The 20,073-nt window shown below is 62.1% G+C and carries 18 protein-coding genes; 11 read left to right on the top strand and 7 right to left on the bottom strand.

The features are described from left to right. Nucleotides 1-5: 5 nt before the first annotated feature. From AC1DD5_RS11960 to tkt, 3 genes are read right to left on the bottom strand one after another with little or no spacing between them, the layout of a single operon-like run. Nucleotides 6-1,637, bottom strand: a complete 1,632-nt coding sequence (locus tag AC1DD5_RS11960; protein ID WP_477521543.1) for a glucose-6-phosphate isomerase — start codon at nucleotides 1,635-1,637, stop codon at nucleotides 6-8. A 6-nt stretch (nucleotides 1,638-1,643) separates the two neighbouring features. Beyond that, nucleotides 1,644-2,762, bottom strand: a complete 1,119-nt coding sequence (gene tal, locus AC1DD5_RS11955) for a transaldolase (protein ID WP_477521542.1) — start codon at nucleotides 2,760-2,762, stop codon at nucleotides 1,644-1,646. Between the two features lie 23 nt (nucleotides 2,763-2,785). Beyond that, nucleotides 2,786-4,912 (bottom strand): transketolase, encoded by a 2,127-nt coding sequence (tkt, locus tag AC1DD5_RS11950; protein WP_477521541.1) that lies wholly within the window; start codon nucleotides 4,910-4,912, stop codon nucleotides 2,786-2,788. 431 nt (nucleotides 4,913-5,343) lie between these two features. Here tkt and AC1DD5_RS11945 point away from each other — a divergent pair, with 431 nt between their 5' ends. From AC1DD5_RS11945 to AC1DD5_RS11935, 3 genes are all read left to right on the top strand, one after another. Next, nucleotides 5,344-6,306: a heme o synthase gene (locus AC1DD5_RS11945; protein ID WP_477517335.1), complete on the top strand. Its 963-nt coding sequence runs from the start codon at nucleotides 5,344-5,346 to the stop codon at nucleotides 6,304-6,306. Between the two features lie 533 nt (nucleotides 6,307-6,839). Then, nucleotides 6,840-7,244 (top strand): hypothetical protein, encoded by a 405-nt coding sequence (locus tag AC1DD5_RS11940; RefSeq protein ID WP_477520315.1) that lies wholly within the window; start codon nucleotides 6,840-6,842, stop codon nucleotides 7,242-7,244. Nucleotides 7,245-7,276: 32 nt separating this feature from the next. Next, nucleotides 7,277-8,275, top strand: a complete 999-nt coding sequence (locus AC1DD5_RS11935) for a transposase (RefSeq protein ID WP_477521540.1) — start codon at nucleotides 7,277-7,279, stop codon at nucleotides 8,273-8,275. Between the two features lie 124 nt (nucleotides 8,276-8,399). Here the strand turns inward: AC1DD5_RS11935 and AC1DD5_RS11930 are convergent, their stop codons facing one another. The 3 genes from AC1DD5_RS11930 to AC1DD5_RS11920 are packed head-to-tail and all read right to left on the bottom strand — an operon-like array spanning nucleotide 8,400 to nucleotide 11,101. After that, nucleotides 8,400-9,344 carry a COX15/CtaA family protein gene (locus AC1DD5_RS11930; protein WP_477521539.1) on the bottom strand — a complete coding sequence of 315 codons (945 nt, stop codon included), beginning with the start codon at nucleotides 9,342-9,344 and terminating at the stop codon, nucleotides 8,400-8,402. 30 nt (nucleotides 9,345-9,374) lie between these two features. Further along, nucleotides 9,375-10,139, bottom strand: a complete 765-nt coding sequence (locus AC1DD5_RS11925) for an ABC transporter permease (protein WP_477521538.1) — start codon at nucleotides 10,137-10,139, stop codon at nucleotides 9,375-9,377. Next, a complete protein-coding gene (locus tag AC1DD5_RS11920; RefSeq protein WP_442017863.1) occupies nucleotides 10,136-11,101 on the bottom strand; it encodes an ABC transporter ATP-binding protein in 966 nt (321 codons plus the stop codon). The genes AC1DD5_RS11925 and AC1DD5_RS11920 overlap by 4 nt, the downstream gene beginning before the upstream one ends. Before the next feature lie 109 nt (nucleotides 11,102-11,210). Between AC1DD5_RS11920 and AC1DD5_RS11915 the strand changes: the two genes are divergently transcribed. From AC1DD5_RS11915 to AC1DD5_RS11890, 6 genes are read left to right on the top strand one after another with little or no spacing between them, the layout of a single operon-like run. Then, nucleotides 11,211-12,032, top strand: coding sequence for a helix-turn-helix transcriptional regulator (locus AC1DD5_RS11915; RefSeq protein WP_442017862.1), 822 nt, complete (start codon nucleotides 11,211-11,213; stop codon nucleotides 12,030-12,032). Next, complete coding sequence (sufB, locus tag AC1DD5_RS11910; protein ID WP_431115218.1) at nucleotides 12,032-13,495, top strand: Fe-S cluster assembly protein SufB; 1,464 nt, start codon at nucleotides 12,032-12,034, stop codon at nucleotides 13,493-13,495. Before AC1DD5_RS11915 ends, sufB begins: the two co-directional genes overlap by 1 nt. Nucleotides 13,496-13,497: 2 nt before the next feature. Next, a complete protein-coding gene (sufD, locus tag AC1DD5_RS11905) occupies nucleotides 13,498-14,811 on the top strand; it encodes a Fe-S cluster assembly protein SufD (RefSeq protein WP_442017860.1) in 1,314 nt (437 codons plus the stop codon). Between the two features lie 21 nt (nucleotides 14,812-14,832). Then, entirely contained in the window at nucleotides 14,833-15,189 is a 357-nt protein-coding gene (locus AC1DD5_RS11900) for a non-heme iron oxygenase ferredoxin subunit (RefSeq protein WP_377653811.1), read from the top strand. Between the two features lie 44 nt (nucleotides 15,190-15,233). After that, nucleotides 15,234-16,019, top strand: a complete 786-nt coding sequence (sufC, locus tag AC1DD5_RS11895) for a Fe-S cluster assembly ATPase SufC (RefSeq protein WP_477521537.1) — start codon at nucleotides 15,234-15,236, stop codon at nucleotides 16,017-16,019. 13 nt (nucleotides 16,020-16,032) lie between these two features. Continuing rightward, nucleotides 16,033-16,365, top strand: a complete 333-nt coding sequence (locus AC1DD5_RS11890) for a metal-sulfur cluster assembly factor (RefSeq protein WP_216925770.1) — start codon at nucleotides 16,033-16,035, stop codon at nucleotides 16,363-16,365. Nucleotides 16,366-16,472: 107 nt separating this feature from the next. Here the strand turns inward: AC1DD5_RS11890 and ypfJ are convergent, their stop codons facing one another. After that, nucleotides 16,473-17,372 (bottom strand): KPN_02809 family neutral zinc metallopeptidase, encoded by a 900-nt coding sequence (gene ypfJ, locus AC1DD5_RS11885; protein ID WP_442005379.1) that lies wholly within the window; start codon nucleotides 17,370-17,372, stop codon nucleotides 16,473-16,475. Nucleotides 17,373-17,433: 61 nt separating this feature from the next. Here ypfJ and AC1DD5_RS11880 point away from each other — a divergent pair, with 61 nt between their 5' ends. Both AC1DD5_RS11880 and AC1DD5_RS11875 read left to right on the top strand, forming a co-directional pair. After that, nucleotides 17,434-18,825: a class I adenylate-forming enzyme family protein gene (locus AC1DD5_RS11880; protein WP_442017859.1), complete on the top strand. Its 1,392-nt coding sequence runs from the start codon at nucleotides 17,434-17,436 to the stop codon at nucleotides 18,823-18,825. Nucleotides 18,826-18,853: 28 nt separating this feature from the next. Next, complete coding sequence (locus AC1DD5_RS11875; protein ID WP_477521595.1) at nucleotides 18,854-20,044, top strand: thiolase family protein; 1,191 nt, start codon at nucleotides 18,854-18,856, stop codon at nucleotides 20,042-20,044. The last annotated feature ends 29 nt before the right edge of the window (nucleotides 20,045-20,073 follow it).

Below are 20,073 nucleotides of genomic sequence, written 5' to 3'. Positions count from 1 at the left end.
GTGCCTTAGCTTTCGAGTGCGCTGGCCTGGCCGGCCAGTGCAGCGACGACTTCCTGGAGCTGGGCTACGCCGGCCGCACGCTCGGTGAGGTGCAGGCGCAACACGGGACGGCCATGGCCTTCCAGGACCTGGGCGTCGCCCGAGGCCTGTGCAGCAATGAGCTCCCCGAACGTGAAGGGGCGGTCAGGGATTTCCAGATCCAAGGACGAGGCCGCCGTGATCTGAAGGAACACTCCGATAGCCGGGCCGCCCTTGTGGAACTGACCCGTGGAATGCAGGAAGCGCGGGCCCCATCCGAACGTCACCGGACGGCCGGAGACTGCGGCGAGTTCGTCACGGATACCTTCAAGAGGTGCATGGGAGATGCGGTCCAGGTAAGCCTGGACGCTCAGGTAACCGTCAGAGCCGAGCTGGGCCAGAAGTGCCTGCACGGCTTCGGCTGCGGTGGAAGCACTACCGAGCCAATCGCCGCCGCGAACTTCCACGACGCCGTCGGTGAACGCGGCCGGAGTTGGCTCAGGGCGGGCATCCAGCAAGCCGCGCGCGGCCACCTTGGCAGCCTCGACATCGGGCTGGTCAAACGGGTTGATGCCCAGCAGTCGTCCTGCAACTGCGGTCGCGAATTCCCAAAGGAACATCTGGGAAGCCAAGCCGCCTGCGATCGCAACTTCGTTTTCACGAAGTTCGACGTCGGCGTCCGCACTGACCAGCCGGACCACCAGAACGTCCTCGGCACCGGCAAGGGCCTCCGGGGAATCCGGGCCCGCGACAACAGGCAGCACACCCGTGCCTAGCTTGCCCGTGGACTCCGCGATGAGCTGCTCGGCCCAATCAGCGAAGCCCACAATGCCGGAACCGTCCTCGGCAATGACGATCTTGTTGCGCAGAGGCTTGGTACCGCCCAGGGCAATGCCCAAAGCAAGGCCAATGTTGTCCTCCGAGTCCTCATTGAGGATCTCGGCAGCCTCCTCAGCTTCGTCCAGGAAAGCCTGGATGTCGACGCCAGCCAGCCCGCAAGGGACAAGCCCGAAAGCCGTGAGGGCAGAGAACCGGCCGCCGACGTTGGGATCGGCGTTGAAGACGGCTCGGTAGCCGGCTTCGCGGGATGCCTTGTCCAGCGGCGATCCTGGATCCGTGACGATGATGATGCGGCTCTTGGCGTCGATGCCGGCGTCTTTGAACGCTTTCTCGAACACCCTGCGCTGGGAATCGGTCTCAACAGTCGAACCGGACTTGGAGGAGACCACAATTGCAGTCGCCGCCAGCCCGTCCGTCAAAGCAGCACTGACCTGCTCGGGATCTGTGCTGTCCAGCACAGTCAGCTCGACGCCGGCGGTACCGGCGATGACCTCGGGAGCCAAGGAGGAGCCACCCATGCCACAGAGGACAATACGGGAGACGCCCTCGGCGCGGAGAGCATCGCGAAGTTCGAGAATGCTCTCCACCAAAGGTTGCGATACGGCGGCAGCCTCAACCCAGCCCAGTCGGATGGCCGACTCGGACTCGGCTTCAGGACCCCACAACGTGTGGTCTTTGGCGAAAATCCTCGTGGCGACCTTGTCCTCTACCAGGCTGGTGATGTTCTGGGCGATGGCCTGCTGCGCGGCACCGCTGGCGTCGTAGCTGATTGTGCTCATGGTTGGTTAGGAAGCCTTCCGTGCGGTGGCGAGGGCGCCTTCGACGTCGGCCAGGAGTTCCTTCCAGCTGGCCACGAACTTCTCGAGGCCTTCGGTCTCAAGGACAGCTACGACGTCGTTGTAGGAGACGCCGAGTGCCTCGAGTGCGTCGAGGGTCTGGTTGGCTTCTGCATAGGTGCCCGTGATGGTGTCTCCGGTGACTACGCCGTGATCGAACGTTGCGTCGAGTGTCTTTTCCGGCATGGTGTTGACCACGCCAGAGGCGACGAGTTCGGTGACGTACAGGGTGTCCGGGTAGGCCGGGTCCTTGACTCCGGTGGAGGCCCAGAGCGGACGCTGGGGGAGGGCGCCGGCTTCGGCGAGCAAGGTCCAACGTTCGGTGGAGAACAGCTCTTCGTAGACCTGGTAGGCGAGCCGTGCGTTGGCGACGCCCGCCTTGCCCTTGAGGGCCTTGGCTTCGTCGGTGCCGATGGCGTTAAGGCGCTTGTCGATCTCGGTGTCCACGCGGGAAACGAAGAAGGATGCCACGGAGTGGATCTTGGAGAGGTCGTGACCGTTGTCCTTGGCCTGCTCCAGGCCGGACTGGAAGGCGTTGATGACGGCGCGGTAGCGCTCCAGGGAGAAGATCAGGGTCACGTTGACGCTGATGCCCTCGGCCAGGGTTGCCGTGATGGCCTCCAGGCCTTCCAGGGTTGCGGGGATCTTGATGTGGACGTTGTCCTTGTTGACCTTGCCGTACAGGTGCTTGGCCTCCGCAATCGTGGCCTGTGTATCCCAGGCCAGTCGGGGATCCACCTCGATGGACACGCGGCCGTCCACGCCATTGGTGGCGGCGGCGACCGGTGCGAACAGATCGCAGGCGTCGGCGACGTCGGTGGTGGTGATCTCGAAGATTGTCTCTTCGACGCTGGCACCGGCCGCGGCCTGCGCGGCGATCGTGCCGTCATAGTCCGTGCCGGTGGTGATGGCGGCGTGGAAGATGGACGGGTTGGTGGTGACACCGACGACGTTCTTTTCGTCGATGAGCTTCTGCAACGTGCCCGTTTCGAGGCGGTTGCGGGAAAGGTCATCGAGCCAGATGGAAACGCCGGCGTCGGAGAGTTGCTGCGTGGGGGTGTTGGTCATTGTTTTTCTCCTTGATAGAGGTATCAGGCGCTCAGGCCTGCGAGGGAGTCTTTAGCAGCGGCGGCAACAGCTTCGGCAGTAATGCCGAATTCCTGGAACAACCGCTTGTAGTCTGCCGAGGCACCGAAGTGTTCAAGGGAGACCGAACGTCCGGCGTCGCCGACGAATTCTCGCCATCCCAGCGCAAGGCCGGCTTCGACGGAAACGCGTGCCTTCACATCGGCCGGGAGCACGGACTCACGGTAGGCCTCGTCCTGCTTGTTGAACCATTCCACGCACGGCATGGAAACAACGCGGGTGGCGATGCCTTCGGCCTGGAGTGCTTCGCGGGCCGCGACGGCGAGCTGGACCTCGGAGCCGGTGCCGATCAGAATGACCTGCGCGTCAACGGTTTCGCCGTCCTTGGAAGCCTCAGCCAGGACGTAACCACCCTTGGCCACACCAGCGGTGGAACCGAAGGTGTCACCTTCTGCTGTGCCTTCGCCGCGGGCGTAGGTGGGGATGTTCTGACGGGTCAGCACGATACCGGCCGGGTTCTCGTGGTTCTCGAGCATGGCCTTCCACGCTGCCGAGACCTCGTTCGCGTCACCGGGGCGGACCACGTCCAGGCCCGGGATGGCACGCAGCGAAGCGAGCTGCTCCACGGGCTGGTGGGTAGGACCGTCTTCGCCCAGGCCGATGGAGTCGTGCGTCCACACGTACAAGGACGGGACACCCATCAACGCGCCGAGGCGGATGGCCGGGCGCTGGTAATCCGAGAAGATCAGGAACGTGCCCGAGAACGCACGGGTGCGTCCATGCAGGGAAATGCCGTTCACGATCGACGCAGCTGCGTGCTCACGGATACCGAAGTGCAGCACGCGTCCGTACGGGTTGCCCTTCCACGCGTCGGTGGAGCGCGAGGTGGGGATAAACGACGGCGAGCCTTCAATGGTGGTGTTGTTGGACTCGGCGAGGTCGGCGGAACCGCCCCACAGCTCGGGGAGGACCGGGCCGATCGCGTTCAGGACCTTGCCCGATGCTGCACGGGTGGAGACGTCCTTGCCGGCTTCGAACACCGGCAGCGCGGCATCGATGCCCACGGGAAGCTTCTTGGCCTCAACGCGCTCCAGCAGGGCAGCCGCGTCGGGGTTGGCGGACTGCCAGGCCTCGAACGAGGACTGCCAGGCAGCGCGGGATTCGGCGCCACGGTCCAGGACCTTGCGGGCGTGTGCCAGGACCTCTTCGTCAACATCGAAGGACTTCGCGGGATCGAAACCAAGCACGGTCTTCAGCGCTGCGACTTCCTCGGCACCCAGGGCCGAGCCGTGGATCTTGCCCGTGTTCTGCTTCTTCGGGGCCGGGTAGCCAATGATGGTGCGCAGCGAAATGATGGACGGCTTGTTCGTCTCAGCCTTCGCAGCCAGCAGTGCGGAGTAGAGTTCCTGGACGTCCTCGACGTAGTCCCCGGTCTTGGTCCAGTCCACACGCTGGGTGTGCCAGCCGTATGCTTCGTAGCGCTTCAGGACATCTTCCGTGAACGCAACGTCAGTATCGTCTTCAATGGAAATGTGGTTCTCGTCGTAGATCACCACGAGGTTGCCCAGTTCCTGGTGGCCGGCCAGCGAGGACGCCTCGGACGTCACGCCTTCCTGCAGGTCGCCGTCGGAAGCGATAACCCAGATCGTGTGGTCAAACGGCGACTCGCCGGCGGGAGCATCGGCGTCGAACAGGCCGCGCTGGCGGCGCTGGGAGTAGGCGAAGCCAACAGCCGAAGCCAAGCCCTGGCCCAACGGGCCGGTCGTAATCTCCACACCCGCGGTGTGCTTGTACTCGGGGTGCCCCGGGGTCAGCGAACCCCAGGTACGCAGTGCTTCGAGGTCTTTCAGTTCCAGGCCGTATCCGGAGAGGAACAGCTGGATGTAAAGCGTCAGTGACGTGTGGCCGGGGGACAGGACGAACCGGTCACGCCCAATCCAATCAGGGTTCTTCGGGTCATGGCGCATCAGCTTCTGGAACAGCAGGTACGCTGCCGGTGCCAAGCTCATAGCCGTGCCGGGGTGGCCATTTCCAACCTTCTCCACGGCGTCAGCAGCCAACACGCGAACGGTGTCAACCGCCTTCCGGTCCAGATCGGTCCATGACAGTTCTTGCTCTTCCAAATGTGGCACGAAAACCGAGCCCCTCTCTGTGCTGACGGCAGGCGGAAGGACACGGCACGCAGGAAGCACAGGATGGCGCCCGCTGCAATGTGTCTACCAGCCGTTCACCATTGAAACGTTGATCCTTCATCCAGACGCACGGATTATCCGAGAATACGGTTTCCCGGAGCGTCAACGTGTCCTGATCTGCTCAACAGCTTAGCCCTAAACGTGTCCTGGGACTCAGGGAATCCCACTAACTGGACAGAATTTCCCTTATATGAATCACGATGGCGCCCCTGGGAAGTGAACTTTCCGAAACATTGGCGTTTTTTGCGGACACGGACGCACTTCCGGCCACGGTATGATATCTGAAGGCCACCAGCGGTTTCATGCGCCTGCGGTTCCTTCTCGGAAACCCGGACGGCAGCCGCTGCGAGAAACCCAGAGCATAGAACAGAGTGACTGCCGCCGTGAGCACAACTGATACGCCCCTCAACGCGTCCCCGGCCCGGGGAAGCATCGGAATCTCCCGTAAGTTAAAGGCGTATCTGGCTCTCACCAAGCCCCGTGTCATCGAGCTGCTCCTGGTCAGCACGCTCCCCACCATGATCTTTGCCCAGCGCGGGTTCCCGTCCATCGGGCTGATTCTGGCAACGCTCGTTGGCGGTGCCTTCGCGGCAGGCAGTGCCGGAGTGTTCAACTGCTACATCGACCGCGACATCGACAAATTGATGCACCGCACCGAGAAGCGTCCACTGGTCACCGGTGAAGTTTCGCCCCGGGAGGCTTTGGTTTTCGCCTGGATTCTCGGCGCCGCTTCAATCGCCATCCTGTGGTTCGGTGCGAACCCGTTGTCCGCATGGCTTGGGTTGGGTGCCATCGTTTTCTACGTCGTCATCTACACCATGATCCTGAAGCGCCGCACAGCACAGAACATAGTCTGGGGCGGGGCCGCCGGCTGCTTCCCGGTACTGATCGCCTGGGCTGCCGTCACCAACACCGTTGAGTGGCCCGCCATTGTGCTGTTCATGGTCATTTTCCTGTGGACGCCTCCTCACTACTGGCCGCTGTCCATGCGCTACGGCGAGGACTACCGCAATGCCAACGTGCCTATGCTCGGAGCCATTGCAGGAGCCAAGGTGGTTTCGGTGCAGGTGGTCCTTTACGCCTGGGCGATGGTGGCCTGCTCGCTCTTGATGGTTCCCGTTGGCCGCGCGGGCTGGGTCTACACAATTGCGGCTGTAGCTGCCGGCGCGTGGTTCCTTTACGAGAGCCACGCCCTCTACAAGCGGGCACAGGGCGGCGACGTCTCCAACAAGGGGGCCATGAAGGTCTTCCACGGCTCCATCAGCTACCTGACGCTGCTCTTCATCGCGCTGGCAGTAGACCCCTTCATCGGATCACCGATCATCGGCGGCTAACCTTCGGGACCGCTTCCACAAAGAGGCACGACAAAGAAGGCACGACGACAAAGAAGGCACGACGCCGGCACTCACCCAAGTTCCGGCGTCGCGCCTTTTCGTTTCCCCCCGGATGTTCTCTCACATCCGAGCGTATTTTTACCGATCTTCTCTCACATCCCACCGGTTTCCGGCGGATGCTCCCTCACATCCCACCGGTTTTTCACTGATCTTCTCTCACATCCTGACCGGTTTTTCACTGATCTTCTCTCACATCCTGACCGGTTTGCGACGAATGCCCTCACACATCCTGACCAGTTTCCGACGGACGGTCTCACACATTCCACGGGGTAATCGACGAATGCCCCCATCGTCAAGTTGGTTGTGAGTCATTCATTACCTGTTGATTGCCGACCTTGGATCTGAGAAAACATCGGGCTCAAGGATCCTGCATGTGCAAGAACATTCGGCCACAGGCCGCAGGATGTGAGAGAACCCCTCATCGTCAAGCTGGTTGTGAGTCATTCATTAGCTGTTGAGTGAAGGAGCCGGCGATGGCCGTTGATAACAAGGGTTTTACGCGTGAAGAGATCCGTGAGTTCATGCATGAGTACTATTTGCAGCCGTACGGGACGAGGAAGGAATGGATGGCCTCGTCGTCCGTTTCGGAATGGACGTTCCGCAGGTGGCGCAAGATGATGCTCCAGGGCGATATCGACCGTGGGCTGATTCCGCGGGAGCATGGAGGCATGGTCCCAACGAATCGTGAACTCTCCGCGTTTGAAAAAGCACGCGCGAAGGAAATCGCTGCCCACCGTGCCGAAGTCGAAAAACTCCAGAAGCGGGTGCAGGAGCTGGAGGACACGAATTCCGCGCTGGGAAAAGCTATCGGGCTCTTGCACGAGTTGAGCGTGCCAGAGCCCGATACAACCCCGACGAGCGCTCACGAGGATTCATAGCGGCCGAGAACACTCTGGTCCAGGAGCTGCAGGTGATTATCGGCTCCCAGCGGACAGCGCTCAAACTGGCGGGCGTGTCGCGCGGGACCTGGCATTACCGCTCCAATCGCCGTCCGGCGGTGCAGCACCCGATCCACCAGAGCGAGCGGGCCTACGAATCCCGGATCAGCACCGCAGATCAGGACCGGATCCTGGGGCTCATCCTGGCCAGCTGGGAGAAGGGCAACTCCGTTGACCATGCCTTCGCCACGGCCTGGGACAACGGCGTGCTGCTCGCCTCCAACCGCTCGTGGTGGCGGATCGCGGCAGAGTACGAGGACCAGCAGGCCCGCCCGGCCATCCCGGCCAAGCGTGGGGGCACGCGTGGTTCCTCTGACAAGCCGGTGGTCAAGGCCACCGGCCCCTGCCAGGTCTGGTCCTGGGACATCACCGACATCTATTCCAAGTGGCAGGGCAAGGTTTTCAAGGTGTACTCCATCATGGACATCTTCTCCCGGGAGATCGTCGGCTGGCGGGTGGAGGAACGCGAGTCCGACCACCTCGCCGCGGAGATGTTCAAAACAGCCATCGCCCGGCACGGCTCCCCGCGCATCGTGCACGCCGATTCAGGCCCGGCCATGAGATCAAACCTGCTCCGTGACACCCTCACCGCCCACGGCGTGGAACTCAGCCATAACCGCCCGTACGTCTCCAACGACAACCCCTTCTCGGAGTCAGGCTTTCGCACGATGAAATACCGGCCCGGCTACCCCCGGATCTTCAACGATCTCGACGCCGCCAGGGAGTACCTCACCGGCTACGTGCACTGGTACAGCACCGATCACAAACACTCCGGCATCGCCCTGTTCTCACCATCACAAGTCCACGACGGCTCATGGAAAGAACTCTGGAACAAGCGAGACAAAGTCCACCAGGACTACTACGAACGACACCCAGGAAGATTCCGCCAACGCCCCACCACACCGGCCCCCGCCACACACGTCGGGATCAACCTCCCCCAAACCAAAACACCCCAAAAACTAGCCCAATGACTCCACACAGCTTGACAACTTTCGAACATCCCACCCAGCGCGGCCCGATGTGAGAGAACATCCCACCCAGCGCGGCCCGATGTGAGAGAACATCCCACCCAGCGCCGCCCGATGTGAGAGAGCGCTACTTGGCGGGGCTGTACTTTGCGATATCAGCCGCGTTGGTGGATGCGCTCATCAGCAGGGCTGCGCCAAGCATGTGTGCACCCACGAGAAGCGCAGGAATTCCGTTGTAGTACTGGGTGAACCCGATGACAGCTTGCAGCAACGTCACGGCGAGCAGCAGGAAGGCAGCGGTTCGGAACGGGCCGCCAATCTTATGCCGGACCACAAGGTATACAGCCAACAGTGTCCCGGCTGTGATCAGGTAAGCGGGCACAGCGTGAATGTGCGAGAAGAGGTCCCAGTCCAGATCATTGCGGGGCGCATCGGCGTCGCCCGCGTGCGGACCGGCGCCTGTGACTACTACGCCGAGCATGACAGCTATGGCCGAGAAGACGGCGACGGCCAACATCACAGGCCGGGCAACCGAAGGCAGTGCAGGCAGCGCGTGCTTCATGAATCGTCCCGTGCGGCCAAAAGCGCGGTTAACAAGCAGCGTCGCGAAGACAACCAAGGCCATGGATACCAGGAAGTGCAGGCCCACAACCCAAGGGTTGAGGTTGGACAGGACTGTGATTCCGCCGATGATGGCCTGAGCCGGGATGCTCGCCAGGAGGCCAAGAGCAAGCATGAAGAGGTCGCGGCGTTCTTTGCGGAGATTCCACAAGTAGACCAACATGAGCGCCGCAACCGCCGCCAACGCGAACGTGAGCATCCGGTTGCCGAACTCGATAAGACCGTGAATGCCCATTTCAGGCGTGTTGACGAGGGATTCGTCGGTGCATCGCGGCCACGTAGGGCAGCCAAGGCCCGAAGCCGTAAGGCGAACTGCACCACCGGTCACTACAAGCACGGTCTGTCCGATCAGGGAAAGGACCGAGAGCCGGCGGATAGTGCGGTTTACTTCCGTCGGCAGCTTGGTGGTGAATCGCTGGACGGATTTAGGGAGGCGCGATGCCGTGCTCACAGTTTGCTCAACTCTCAGTTCTGCTTGTTGTCAGTTCCACTTGAACCAGCGAATGGCCGCGGCGCCGGCCAGCAATGTCCACATCAGGAGGACCAGGACGGCCGGGAAAGGCACGATGCCCAAAAGGAAGGCATCCCGCAATGCTTGGCCCAGTGCGCCGGAGGGCAGGAAGTGCACGATGCCCTGGGCTATGGCGGGGAGCCTTTCCGCCGGGACAACAATCCCGCCCAGCGCTCCGAGCAGGATCCACAGGAGATTGGTGATGGCCAACGTGGCTTCAGGCCGTACAGTTCCAGCGACCAGGAGCCCCAGCGCAGTGAACGCGGCCGCACCAAGGACAAGGATCCCAAGGCCTGGAAGCCATGCCTCCGCCCGCGGCTGCCAGCCCAGGAGCCCGGCGACTGCCCCCACGACCAGCACTTGGAGGAAGAGAACGACGAGCACAGCCAGTATTTTGCCGGCGATCAGGCCACCACGACCCAGGGGAGTGGTGGAGAGGAAGCGCAGAACTCCGTAACGCCGGTCAAATCCTGTGGCAATGCCCTGTCCGGTGAAGGCGGTGGACATGGCACAGAGAGCGAGGATTCCGGGCGTCGCCACGTCAATGCGCGAGCCTCCGAGCCCATCCAGCAGGGGAGTAACAGTCAGCCCGGCCAAAGCAAGAAGCGGAAGGACGACGGCAAGAATCAGCTGTTCGCCGTTCCGCAGCATAGTGATGGTCTCGTAGCGGCCCTGCTGGAGAATACGGCGAGGCAGGGAGGCGGGCCCGGCATTGGGGGAGAGGAGCTTGCTCATCGGAGGTCCCTTCCGGAAATGTCCAGGAAAACGTCCTCAAGGCTCCGCGCCTCGAGTCTCAGGGACGCTGGCATGATGTTCCGTTCGGCCCACCAGGCGGTCAGGGCGGCAAGGTCCCCAGGTGCCAGAGCACCGGTGATCGAGTAGCTGCCGGCACGGGTTTCAAGGACTTGCAGGCCTGCACCAAGGACGCCTTTGAACTCGAGTCCAGGCGGCGCATCGAAAAAGAGGGTCCGGTCCGTGATCGCGGTATCGGCGGAATGATCGTGCCGCAGAAGGTCCGCGACCGTCCCCTCGGCGACGTTGTGTCCGCCGTCGATGATGTAGACGTAGTCCGCCAGGCGCTCGGCGTCATCCATCAGGTGCGTCGTGAGGATGATGCCCATGCCGGCGTCACGTAATTCGGCAATGAGGTCGAAAACCACTTGGCGCGAATGCGGATCCAATCCAGCGCTGGGTTCATCGAGGAAGAGGACCTCGGGGTTGCCAATCAAGGCCGCAGCCAAGGCCACCCGTTGCTTTTGGCCACCTGAGAGGCGCCGCACACTGGTGCGGCTGAACTGGGCAATGCCCAGGCGATCCACGAGGGCATCGACGTCCATGGGGTTCCGGTACATGCCGGCAACGTGACGCAACAGGGGGATTGGACGGGCCGACGGCGGGAGCCCGCCATCCTGAAGCATGACGCCTACCCGGGACCTCAAGTCAGCGCCGGCAGTATCCGGGTCTGCGCCCAGAAGTGAAATAGTTCCACCAGTCCGTTTCTGCAAACCTTGGGCACATTCAAGGGTGGTGGTCTTGCCGGCGCCATTGGCCCCGAGGAGGGCGGTAATCCGGCCCCGTTCAGCCACCATGGACAGGCCACTCACAACACGGAGCATTTTGCCGTCAAGGGCAGCCAAGGGCCCTACATCCTTAATGAGTCCGTCTATAGTGAGGACAGGGGAATCGGTGGATCGCACCAAAGTATTCTACGCGAAGTAGTACGGTCGCACCTGGCGGGTGACTAAGGTCAGTCTTGCCTTACTGGATGCATGAAACAAATTACGACATGATTGTGTTGTGTATTCCATGAGCAGTCCAATTTCCATGCCCTCAAGGCGGCATGCTGCAGCGGCAGAGGCCTTCGCGCCTTCGTCTGTGCTGCCGGACGCGGAGGACCGCACAAGGGACCGCGTTCTGGGTGCTGTGTTGGAGAACGGCCCCGTGAGTGCCGCCGAGCTGGGCGACCTCCTTGGTTTCACGCCTGCAGCGGTCCGCCGCCATCTGGATCATCTTGAGCGCAATGGCGTTATCGAAGTCAAGCGCGTGGCCAAGGCGGGAGCCGGTGCCGGACGTCCTGCGCGCCGTTATGTCCTGAGTTCACAAGGACAATCCAAGCTTGGCGATGACTACTTGAACATCGCCAGCTCCGCGCTCAGGCGGCTACAGGAAATTGCCGGCGAAGATGCAGTCCGCGAGTATGCAGAGGAGCGCTTCTCTGAAATGGAGCGCCGGTATGCACCGGAAGTTGCCGCCGCCGGGCAGGACATCGGCGCCCGAGCCCTGGCCTTATCCAAGGCCCTCAGCCGGGATGGCTATGTAGCCTCTGCCCATTCCATTGAGGCCAAAGCCCCTCTGCCGGCAGAATTTTCCAGTGTCCAGCTCTGCCAGGGACATTGCCCCATCCAGCAGCTCGCAGCGGAATTCCCTGTTTTTTGCGACAGCGAGACCAAAGTCTTTTCCCGCTTGGTGGGCGTCGATGTCCGGCGTCTTTCAACCCTGGCGCAAGGCGGGCACGTCTGCACCACCCACATACCTACCGGGCGACCAGCTGCCACGGTGCATCACAGCACCGCAGAGCAGTCCGGGAACCCGTACCAGGAATCAAACAACCAGCAAGAAAGGCCGTGATGACGGACCAATTAGCAGAGAAAGCGGTAGCTGACGGCACTGTGATCTCGGAGATTCTGGAGAAGAATCCCGAACTGCACGGTATCGGAAACTACGAGTACGGCTGGGCCGACAAGAACGACGTAGGCGCGAATGCCCGTCGTGGCCTCAACGAGGACGTTGTCCGCGACATCTCCTCGAAGAAGAACGAGCCCGAATGGATGCTCGATCTACGCCTCAAGGGCCTGAAGTACTTCGACCGTAAGCCCATGCCCACGTGGGGTGCAGACCTCTCCGGCATCGACTTCGACAACATCAAGTACTTTGTGCGTTCCACCGAGAAGCAAGCGGCAACGTGGGAAGACCTGCCGGAAGACATCCGGAATACCTACGAAAAGCTTGGCATCCCGGAAGCTGAGCGCAGCCGGCTCGTTTCCGGCGTCGCGGCCCAGTACGAATCCGAGGTTGTCTACCACCAGATCCGCGAGGACCTTGAAGCCCAGGGCGTCATCTTCCTGGACACGGACACCGCCTTGCGCGAACACCCGGAGATCTTCCAGGAGTACTTCGGCACCATCATCCCCGTGGGCGACAACAAGTTCGCTTCCCTGAACACGGCGGTATGGTCCGGTGGATCGTTCGTGTACGTGCCCAAGGGCGTGCACGTGGACATCCCACTGCAGGCTTACTTCCGCATCAACACGGAAAACATGGGCCAGTTCGAGCGCACCCTGATCATCGCCGATGAGGACTCCTACGTTCACTACATCGAAGGTTGCACGGCTCCGATCTACACCTCGGACTCCCTGCACTCCGCCGTGGTGGAGATCATCGTGAAGAAGGGCGCCCGCGTACGCTACACGACCATCCAGAACTGGTCCAACAACGTGTACAACCTCGTCACCAAGCGCGCCATCTGCGAAGAGGGCGCCACCATGGAATGGATCGATGGCAACATCGGCTCCAAGGTGACCATGAAGTACCCGGCCGTTTACCTGGTAGGCGAGCACGCCAAGGGTGAAACCCTGTCCATCGCCTTTGCCGGCGAGGGCCAGCACCAGGACACCGGCTCCAAGATGGTGCATATCGCACCGAACACCAAGAGCTCCATTATTTCCAAGTCCGTGGCCCGCGGCGGTGGCCGTGCGGCTTACCGCGGCTTGGTCCAGGTCCGCGAAGGTGCAAAGCACTCGGCCAACACGGTCCGTTGCGACGCCCTCTTGGTGGACACCATTTCCCGCTCGGACACGTACCCGTACATCGACATCCGCGAGGACGACGTCGTCATGGGTCACGAGGCCACCGTTTCCCGCGTCAGCGAAGAGCAGCTCTTCTATCTGATGTCCCGCGGCATGCCTGAGGACGAGGCCATGGCCATGATCGTGCGCGGCTTCATTGAGCCGATCGCCCGTGAACTGCCCATGGAATATGCCCTTGAGCTGAACCGCTTGATTGAACTGCAGATGGAAGGGTCCGTCGGTTAACAATGACTGATATCACTACTGAAAAGGCACGCATCGGCGCGCCCTCGGCCCAGCCGTTTATCAACGGCTTCACCGAGGAAGGCGAAAACCTTTCGCCCGTAAATACCGGAACAAACACCAGCACGACGTCGGAACAGCCTGCTGCTGGTCCGCTCGGTGGCGCATCGGTCAAGAGCCACTCGCATGGCGGCGGCGTCGGCATCCCGGACAGCTCCCGCGCCGGCCGCCTCACGTCCTACAAGCTGGAGGACTTCAAGCCCCTGACCGGCCTTGAAGAAGACTGGCGTTTCACGCCGCTGAAGCGCCTGCGCGGTCTCCACACCGAGGTCCTTAACGGTGCAGCTCCGGCTGTCAGCGTGACTGCACCGTCCGGCGTCGTTGTCGAAACGGTTGGCCGCGAGGACAAGCGGATCGGCCAGGCAGCCATCCCCGAGGACCGCGTGTCCGCCAACGGTTGGGAGAACTTCGCCGAAGCTACCGTTGTCACGGTTCCGGCTGAGCTCCAGGCCGAGAGCGAAGTTTCCGTCCTGATCACCGGATCCAGCGAGGCTCCTGCTGCCCAGCACATCGTGATCGTGGCAGAGCGTTTCTCCAAGGCGGTTGTGGTCCTGGATCACCAGGGCACGGCTGTTGTCTCCGAGAACGTTGAGATCATCGTCGAAGATGGCGCTGAGCTCACGGTCGTGTCCTTGCAGGAATGGGCCGACAACGCTGTTCACGCGTCGGCCCAGCAGGCCAGGATCGGCCGTGACGCGAAGTTCAAGCACATTGTGGTCAGCCTCGGCGGCGACGTCGTGCGCGTTACGCCGTCGACCCGCTTCACGGCCCCTGGTGCCGACGTCGAAATGTTCGGCTTGTACTTCGCCGATGCCGGTCAGCACCTTGAGCAGCGCCTGTTTGTTGACCACGCGGTGGCCAACTGCAAGTCGCGCGTGCTCTACAAGGGCGCGCTGCAGGGCCGCAATGCCCACACTGTGTGGGTGGGCGACGTCCTGATCCGTAAGGAAGCAGAAGGCACGGACACCTATGAGGCCAACCGCAACCTGGTCCTGACGGACGGCGCGCGTGCGGACTCTGTGCCGAACCTGGAAATCGAAACTGGACTCATCGAGGGTGCCGGCCATGCCAGCGCCACCGGCCGTTTCGACGACGAGCACCTCTTCTACCTCATGGCACGCGGCATTCCCGAAAAGGTAGCCCGCCGCCTGGTGGTCCGAGGCTTCCTCAACGAGATCATCCAGCAGATCAACGTCCCGGCAATCGAAGAACGCCTGACCGCAGCTGTTGAGCGCGAACTCGCCGCGACCGACAACTAGCAAAGACCAGGCAGGACAAGCATGAGTGAACAAACCAAGGGCGAACTGGTATGCAACGCCAATGACATCCAGGTCAAGCAGGCGCTGCGCGTCCTGATCGATGACTATCCGGTAGCCATCGTGAGGGACTCGATGGGCGAGATCCATGCCATCGGCGATACCTGCTCGCACGCGGACATCTCGTTGTCTGAAGGCGAGATTGAAGGCTGTGCGATTGAGTGCTGGGGCCACGGTTCCCAGTTCGACCTCCGCAGCGGACAGCCTCTTCAGCTGCCTGCCTACGACCCCGTTCCCGTTTTCGCAGTCACCATCGATGGTGACGACGTCTACGTGGACGTGACCAACGTTGTGAACGGTGCTTCGGTAGATAACTACTAAGCGCCCGGTATCACCAGACTTACGAACGGAAAAGAAAGAAGAGCATGTCTACTCTTGAGATCAAGGACCTGCACGTCAGCATCGAGACGGAGCAGGGCACCAAGGAGATCCTGAAGGGCGTCAGCCTCACCATCAAGACCGGTGAAACGCACGCCATCATGGGCCCCAACGGCTCGGGCAAGTCCACCCTCGCGTCCACAATCGCCGGCCACCCGCGCTACACGGTGACCAGCGGTACCATCACTCTCGATGGCGAAAACGTCCTGGAAATGAGCGTTGACGAGCGCGCCCGTGCAGGCGTCTTCCTCGCCATGCAGTACCCGGTAGAGGTTCCCGGCGTCACCATGACGAACTTCCTGCGTACCGCCAAGACGGCGATCGACGGCGAAGCACCCGCCCTTCGCACATGGACCAAGGACGTCAAGGCTGCCATGCAGCAGCTGCGCATCGACGCCGACTTCGCTCAGCGCAACGTCAACGAAGGCTTCTCCGGTGGCGAGAAGAAGCGCGTCGAGATCCTTCAGCTCGAGCTCTTCAAGCCGAAGTTCGCTGTTCTGGACGAGACCGACTCCGGCCTCGACGTTGACGCCCTCAAGGTAGTTTCCGAAGGCGTCAACCGCGCACACGCAGATGGAAACATGGGCACGCTGCTCATCACCCACTACACCCGCATCCTGCGCTACATCAAGCCCGACTTCGTCCACGTTTTCGTCGACGGCAAGGTCGTTGAAGAGGGCGGCCCCGAACTGGCCGACCGTCTTGAAGAAGAGGGCTACGACCGCTACGCCGCAGGCGCAGGCGTTGCCGTTGCTCCTGCCGTACAGGCCTAGTTAGGATCATTCCATGACCGAAATCAACGCGGCGCGCACCAGCCTCGAGGACGTTGAGGAAGCGCTCAAGGACGTCATTGACCCGGAGCTCGGTGTCAACGTCGTGGACTTGGGCCTCCTCTATGGCCTGAAGTACTCAGATGAGGACGGCGCACTCCTGATCGACATGACACTGACGACGGCGGCTTGCCCGCTCACGGACGTGCTGGAAGAGCAGGTAGGCAAGTCCCTCGACGGAGTCGTGGACGAGTGGCGCCTGAACTGGGTATGGATGCCGCCATGGGGTCCCGAGCGGATCACCGACGACGGCAAGGACCAGATGCGGGCCCTCGGCTTTAACATCTGATCGGCAGTTTTCGCCCTCCAAGGGCAAAGAAATGGTTCCGGACCTGTGGTCCGGAACCATTTCTGCATTTAGCCGTTGGCTCAGGAAATAAACCGTCGCCACCGCAGCTATGGCGCCGCAACACCAAACGTGTCGCATTTGTTGATGTCGCCCGTGGCGTATCCCTGGTAGAACCACTTCTGCCGCTGCGCGCTTGAGCCATGGGTCCAGGACTCCGGCGAGACGCGACCTGTTGCTGCCTTCTGGATTCGGTCATCGCCGACGGCGGACGCAGCGGACAGCGCGTCCTGCAGGTCCTGCTCGGTGAGGGGGTCAAGGAACGGCTTGCCCGTTGCCGGGTCTTTCTGCGTGGTCGCATGGCGAACCCAGAGTCCTGCGTAACAGTCCGCCTGCAATTCAACCCGGACTGCACCGGACTCCGGCCCTTGGGGATCCTGTTGTGCCCGGTCAAGGTTGCCCAGGATGTTTTGGATGTGATGGCCGAATTCATGGGCCACCACATACTCCTGCGCCAGCGGCCCACCTGATGAGCCAAAACGGGTCACGAGCTCATCGAAGAACCCGGGGTCGAAGTATGCCTTGGTATCGGCCGGGCAGTAGAACGGACCGACAGCCGTGGTAGCAGCACCACATCCGGTATTCGTCCCTTGCTCGAAGATGACTGTCCCGGGCCGGGAATACTGAACGTTGTACTGGGCGAGATATTCGGGCCAAAAAGCATTAAGGCTGTTGACAGTGCCTGTGATCCGGCAGTCGAGTCGTTTGTCCGCATCAGCGCCCGTCTTGCACTCCTGTACACCGCCGCTTCCACCTTCGACGGCGGGAGGCTGGGTTCCGCCGCCAGTAAGGTCGCCAAGGATGTTGGGGTTGATTCCGAAGAGGGCCAGAAGCAGCACGACGATGCCACCACCAATCCCGCCACCTATTTTCGTCCCGCGGCCCATGCCTCCGCCGCGTCGGTCTTCTACTTGGGATGGGTCTAGCTGCGCACCGTCATTGAAACTCATACAGTCAGAATAGACGTCACCATTGGTGCCGGAGGGCGGACACTGCCGTAAAATTGCGGGGATGCCTTTCCTGGATAAAATTCAGCTCTGGGCCGATGAGCGTCCCCACGACACCGCCGTCGTTGTGGGCCGCAGCCGGCTCAACTGGGCCGAGCTCCGCGACGCCGCGGCAAGCCTGCTTGGCCACGCGGCGGCCACTACTGTGCTTGCCGAACCCAACTCCACTGACTTCGTCGCGAAGTTTACGGCGGCGGTGGCTGGGGAGCGCCGCTGTGCTGTGCTGGACCCACTGTGGCCTGCAGCAATGGTGGAGGAAGTGACGTCGCGCATCGTCGATCCTGCCATAGCAACCGATGTGGAACTTGTAGACGGAGATCCGTCCACTACCTTCCTGATTGGGCTTACGTCCGGCACCACTTCGGTGCCGAAGGCGTTCACGCGGTCCCGCCGTTCGTGGCAGGTTTCGTTCGACGCTTCGATCGAGTTCTTCGGACTCTCCCAGGACGATCGGACCCTGGCGGCAGGTCCGCTCTCCTCCAGCTTGAACCTCTACGCCCTGTCTGAGTGCCTGTACGCGGGCTCTGCATTCCACACGCTGGAGTCTTTCGATGTCGGTGACGCCCACGCTTCGATCAGCCATGACAACATCACAAGACTGGTGCTCACCCCGACCATGCTTCGTTTGCTCAGCGAACGCGGCTTAGCTGGGGATGTGGATGCTTCCGGCATCCGGAGCATCATCTGCGCCGGTTCCAAGCTCGATGGCCGTACGTTGGAAGCGGCGCGCCGCTGGGCTCCACATGCTGCCATCTTTGAGTACTACGGAGCCTCCGAGTTGAGCTTCGTCTCCGGCACACGGCTGGCTGCCGGCGAGCCCCTCGACCTCGGTGGTACAGGGATTGGCCGGCCTTTTCCTGGTGTGGAATTGCGAATCCTGGACGACACCGGCCAGAACCTCCCGGACGGGGAGCACGGCAACATCAGCGTCCGCAGTGGAATGGTCAGCAACGGCTACCTCTGGGGCGACGACGGCCAAGCCCTCCGCTGCCTGGACGGCTGGTACACCGTGGGGGATCAGGGCTATCTCGCCGACGGCACCTTGCACATTCTGGGACGTCGTTCGGACATGATCATCACTGCGGGAAAGAACGTGTACCCGCACGAGGTGGAACTCGCCCTCGCCTCCGTTCCAGGCATTGAAGTTGCGGTAGCAGCCGGAGCTCCGGATGACATCCGCGGTCAAAAGGTGATTGCCGGCGTCGTTCCTGCCTACGGTGCCGTCACGGCGACGCAGTTGCGCACCGGCCTTGATGGCCTGCTCGCCCGGGACAAGTGGCCACTGCAGTACTACGTCCTGTCCGAGCTGCCCATCACGGATCGCGGCAAGGTCAGCCGGATGGTACTGCTCGACTGGATCAAGAACCATGACGTCCGGGCGCGTCCCCTTGGGTAGCGGCGGCCCCTTGGGAAGCGGCCCTTCCATGCAGCAGGTCGACGAGTCCCGCCAGCCTGTCATCATCGCGGCGCTGCGGACTCCGATCTGCCGGGCAAACGGGCAGCTGAGGCAGCTCCGCGCCCCGGATCTCCTGGCACCGGTCATCCGTTCCCTCATCGAGCGGGCTGGCATTGATCCAGCCGCGGTGAACGATGTCATCATGGGCAATGCTGTTGGTGGTGGCGGAAACGTGGCGCGCTTCGCCGCTCTCCAGGCCGGTTTGCCTGTCACGGTCCCGGGGCTCACCGTGGACCGGCAGTGTGGTTCCGGCTTGGATGCCATTGCGCTTGCGGCGCGTCTGGTTGGCGCCGGCGGCGACCCGCTCTATGTTGCCGGCGGGGTGGAAAGCATCAGTACGGCTCCAGCGCGGGCCAACAGGACCGACGACGGCGGACTGGACTTTTTCTCTCGGGCCACCTTTGTGCCGCCCGCGTTTGGTGATCCTGACATGGGTGTGGCTGCGGAAAATGTGGCCCGCACATTTGGTATCAGCCGTGAGCGGCAGGATGAGTACGCCCTCCGCAGCCATCGGCGGGCTCTTGAGGCTGCGGCAGCGGGCAAGCTCGCACGCGAAATCGTGCCGCTTGAAGACGCCGGGACGATCGTCGACGCCGACGACGGCCCCAAGCCTTCGTTGCGCGCCCCACTGATGTCGCGGTTCCCGGCAGTTTTCGTCCCCGACGGGACTGTCACGGCAGCGAACTCGTGTTTTGATGCGGACGCAGCTGCCGCCGTCGTCATAACATCGCTGAAGCGCGCCCGCGAGATGGGGGCGGTGGACGGCTTGCTGGTTTTGGGTTGTGAGACCACAGGTGTGGATCCGGAGTTGCTGGGCATCGGGGCCGCACACGCCGCCGAGCAGTTGTTGGCTCAACATGGCGTGGCTGCAACCGACGTAGACCTCATCGAATTCAATGAAGCCTTTGCGTCCCAGACCATCGCTTGCCTTGATCATTTGGGTATCGATCCTGGAAAAGCCAATGCCGAGGGCGGGGCCTTGGCTTTTGGGCACGGTTACGGCGCTTCGGGGGCTGTTCTGGTGACGCGCTTGCTTACCCAGGCTCGTGGCGTCTCCCAAAATTCCGGGCTGGCACCACTGGGCTTGGCGATGATAAGCATCGCGGGCGGCATGGGCACCGCAGCCCTGCTGCGCTACTCCCGGCTCCAGCCCAACTGACCAGCATTAGTGGTTGTTATGACGCCTGA

This window comes from Paenarthrobacter sp. 10L420 (assembly GCF_056395385.1).
Note: the sequence above shows the minus strand (reverse complement) of the source record. Positions and strands in the feature narration are given on the sequence as shown.

Excerpts from the sequence above, each read along its gene's own strand:
- sufB (WP_431115218.1), top strand. The coding sequence starts at position 12,032 with ATGACGGACCAATTAGCAGAGAAAGCGGTAGCTGACGGCACTGTGATC.
- AC1DD5_RS11890 (WP_216925770.1), top strand. The coding sequence starts at position 16,033 with ATGACCGAAATCAACGCGGCGCGCACCAGCCTCGAGGACGTTGAGGAA.
- AC1DD5_RS11925 (WP_477521538.1), bottom strand. The coding sequence starts at position 10,139 with ATGAGCAAGCTCCTCTCCCCCAATGCCGGGCCCGCCTCCCTGCCTCGC.
- tal (WP_477521542.1), bottom strand. The coding sequence starts at position 2,762 with ATGACCAACACCCCCACGCAGCAACTCTCCGACGCCGGCGTTTCCATC.
- AC1DD5_RS11880 (WP_442017859.1), top strand. The coding sequence starts at position 17,434 with ATGCCTTTCCTGGATAAAATTCAGCTCTGGGCCGATGAGCGTCCCCAC.
- AC1DD5_RS11915 (WP_442017862.1), top strand. The coding sequence starts at position 11,211 with ATGAGCAGTCCAATTTCCATGCCCTCAAGGCGGCATGCTGCAGCGGCA.
- sufC (WP_477521537.1), top strand. The coding sequence starts at position 15,234 with ATGTCTACTCTTGAGATCAAGGACCTGCACGTCAGCATCGAGACGGAG.
- sufD (WP_442017860.1), top strand. The coding sequence starts at position 13,498 with ATGACTGATATCACTACTGAAAAGGCACGCATCGGCGCGCCCTCGGCC.
- ypfJ (WP_442005379.1), bottom strand. The coding sequence starts at position 17,372 with ATGAGTTTCAATGACGGTGCGCAGCTAGACCCATCCCAAGTAGAAGAC.
- AC1DD5_RS11940 (WP_477520315.1), top strand. The coding sequence starts at position 6,840 with ATGGCCGTTGATAACAAGGGTTTTACGCGTGAAGAGATCCGTGAGTTC.
- AC1DD5_RS11875 (WP_477521595.1), top strand. The coding sequence starts at position 18,854 with ATGCAGCAGGTCGACGAGTCCCGCCAGCCTGTCATCATCGCGGCGCTG.
- AC1DD5_RS11960 (WP_477521543.1), bottom strand. The coding sequence starts at position 1,637 with ATGAGCACAATCAGCTACGACGCCAGCGGTGCCGCGCAGCAGGCCATC.
- AC1DD5_RS11900 (WP_377653811.1), top strand. The coding sequence starts at position 14,833 with ATGAGTGAACAAACCAAGGGCGAACTGGTATGCAACGCCAATGACATC.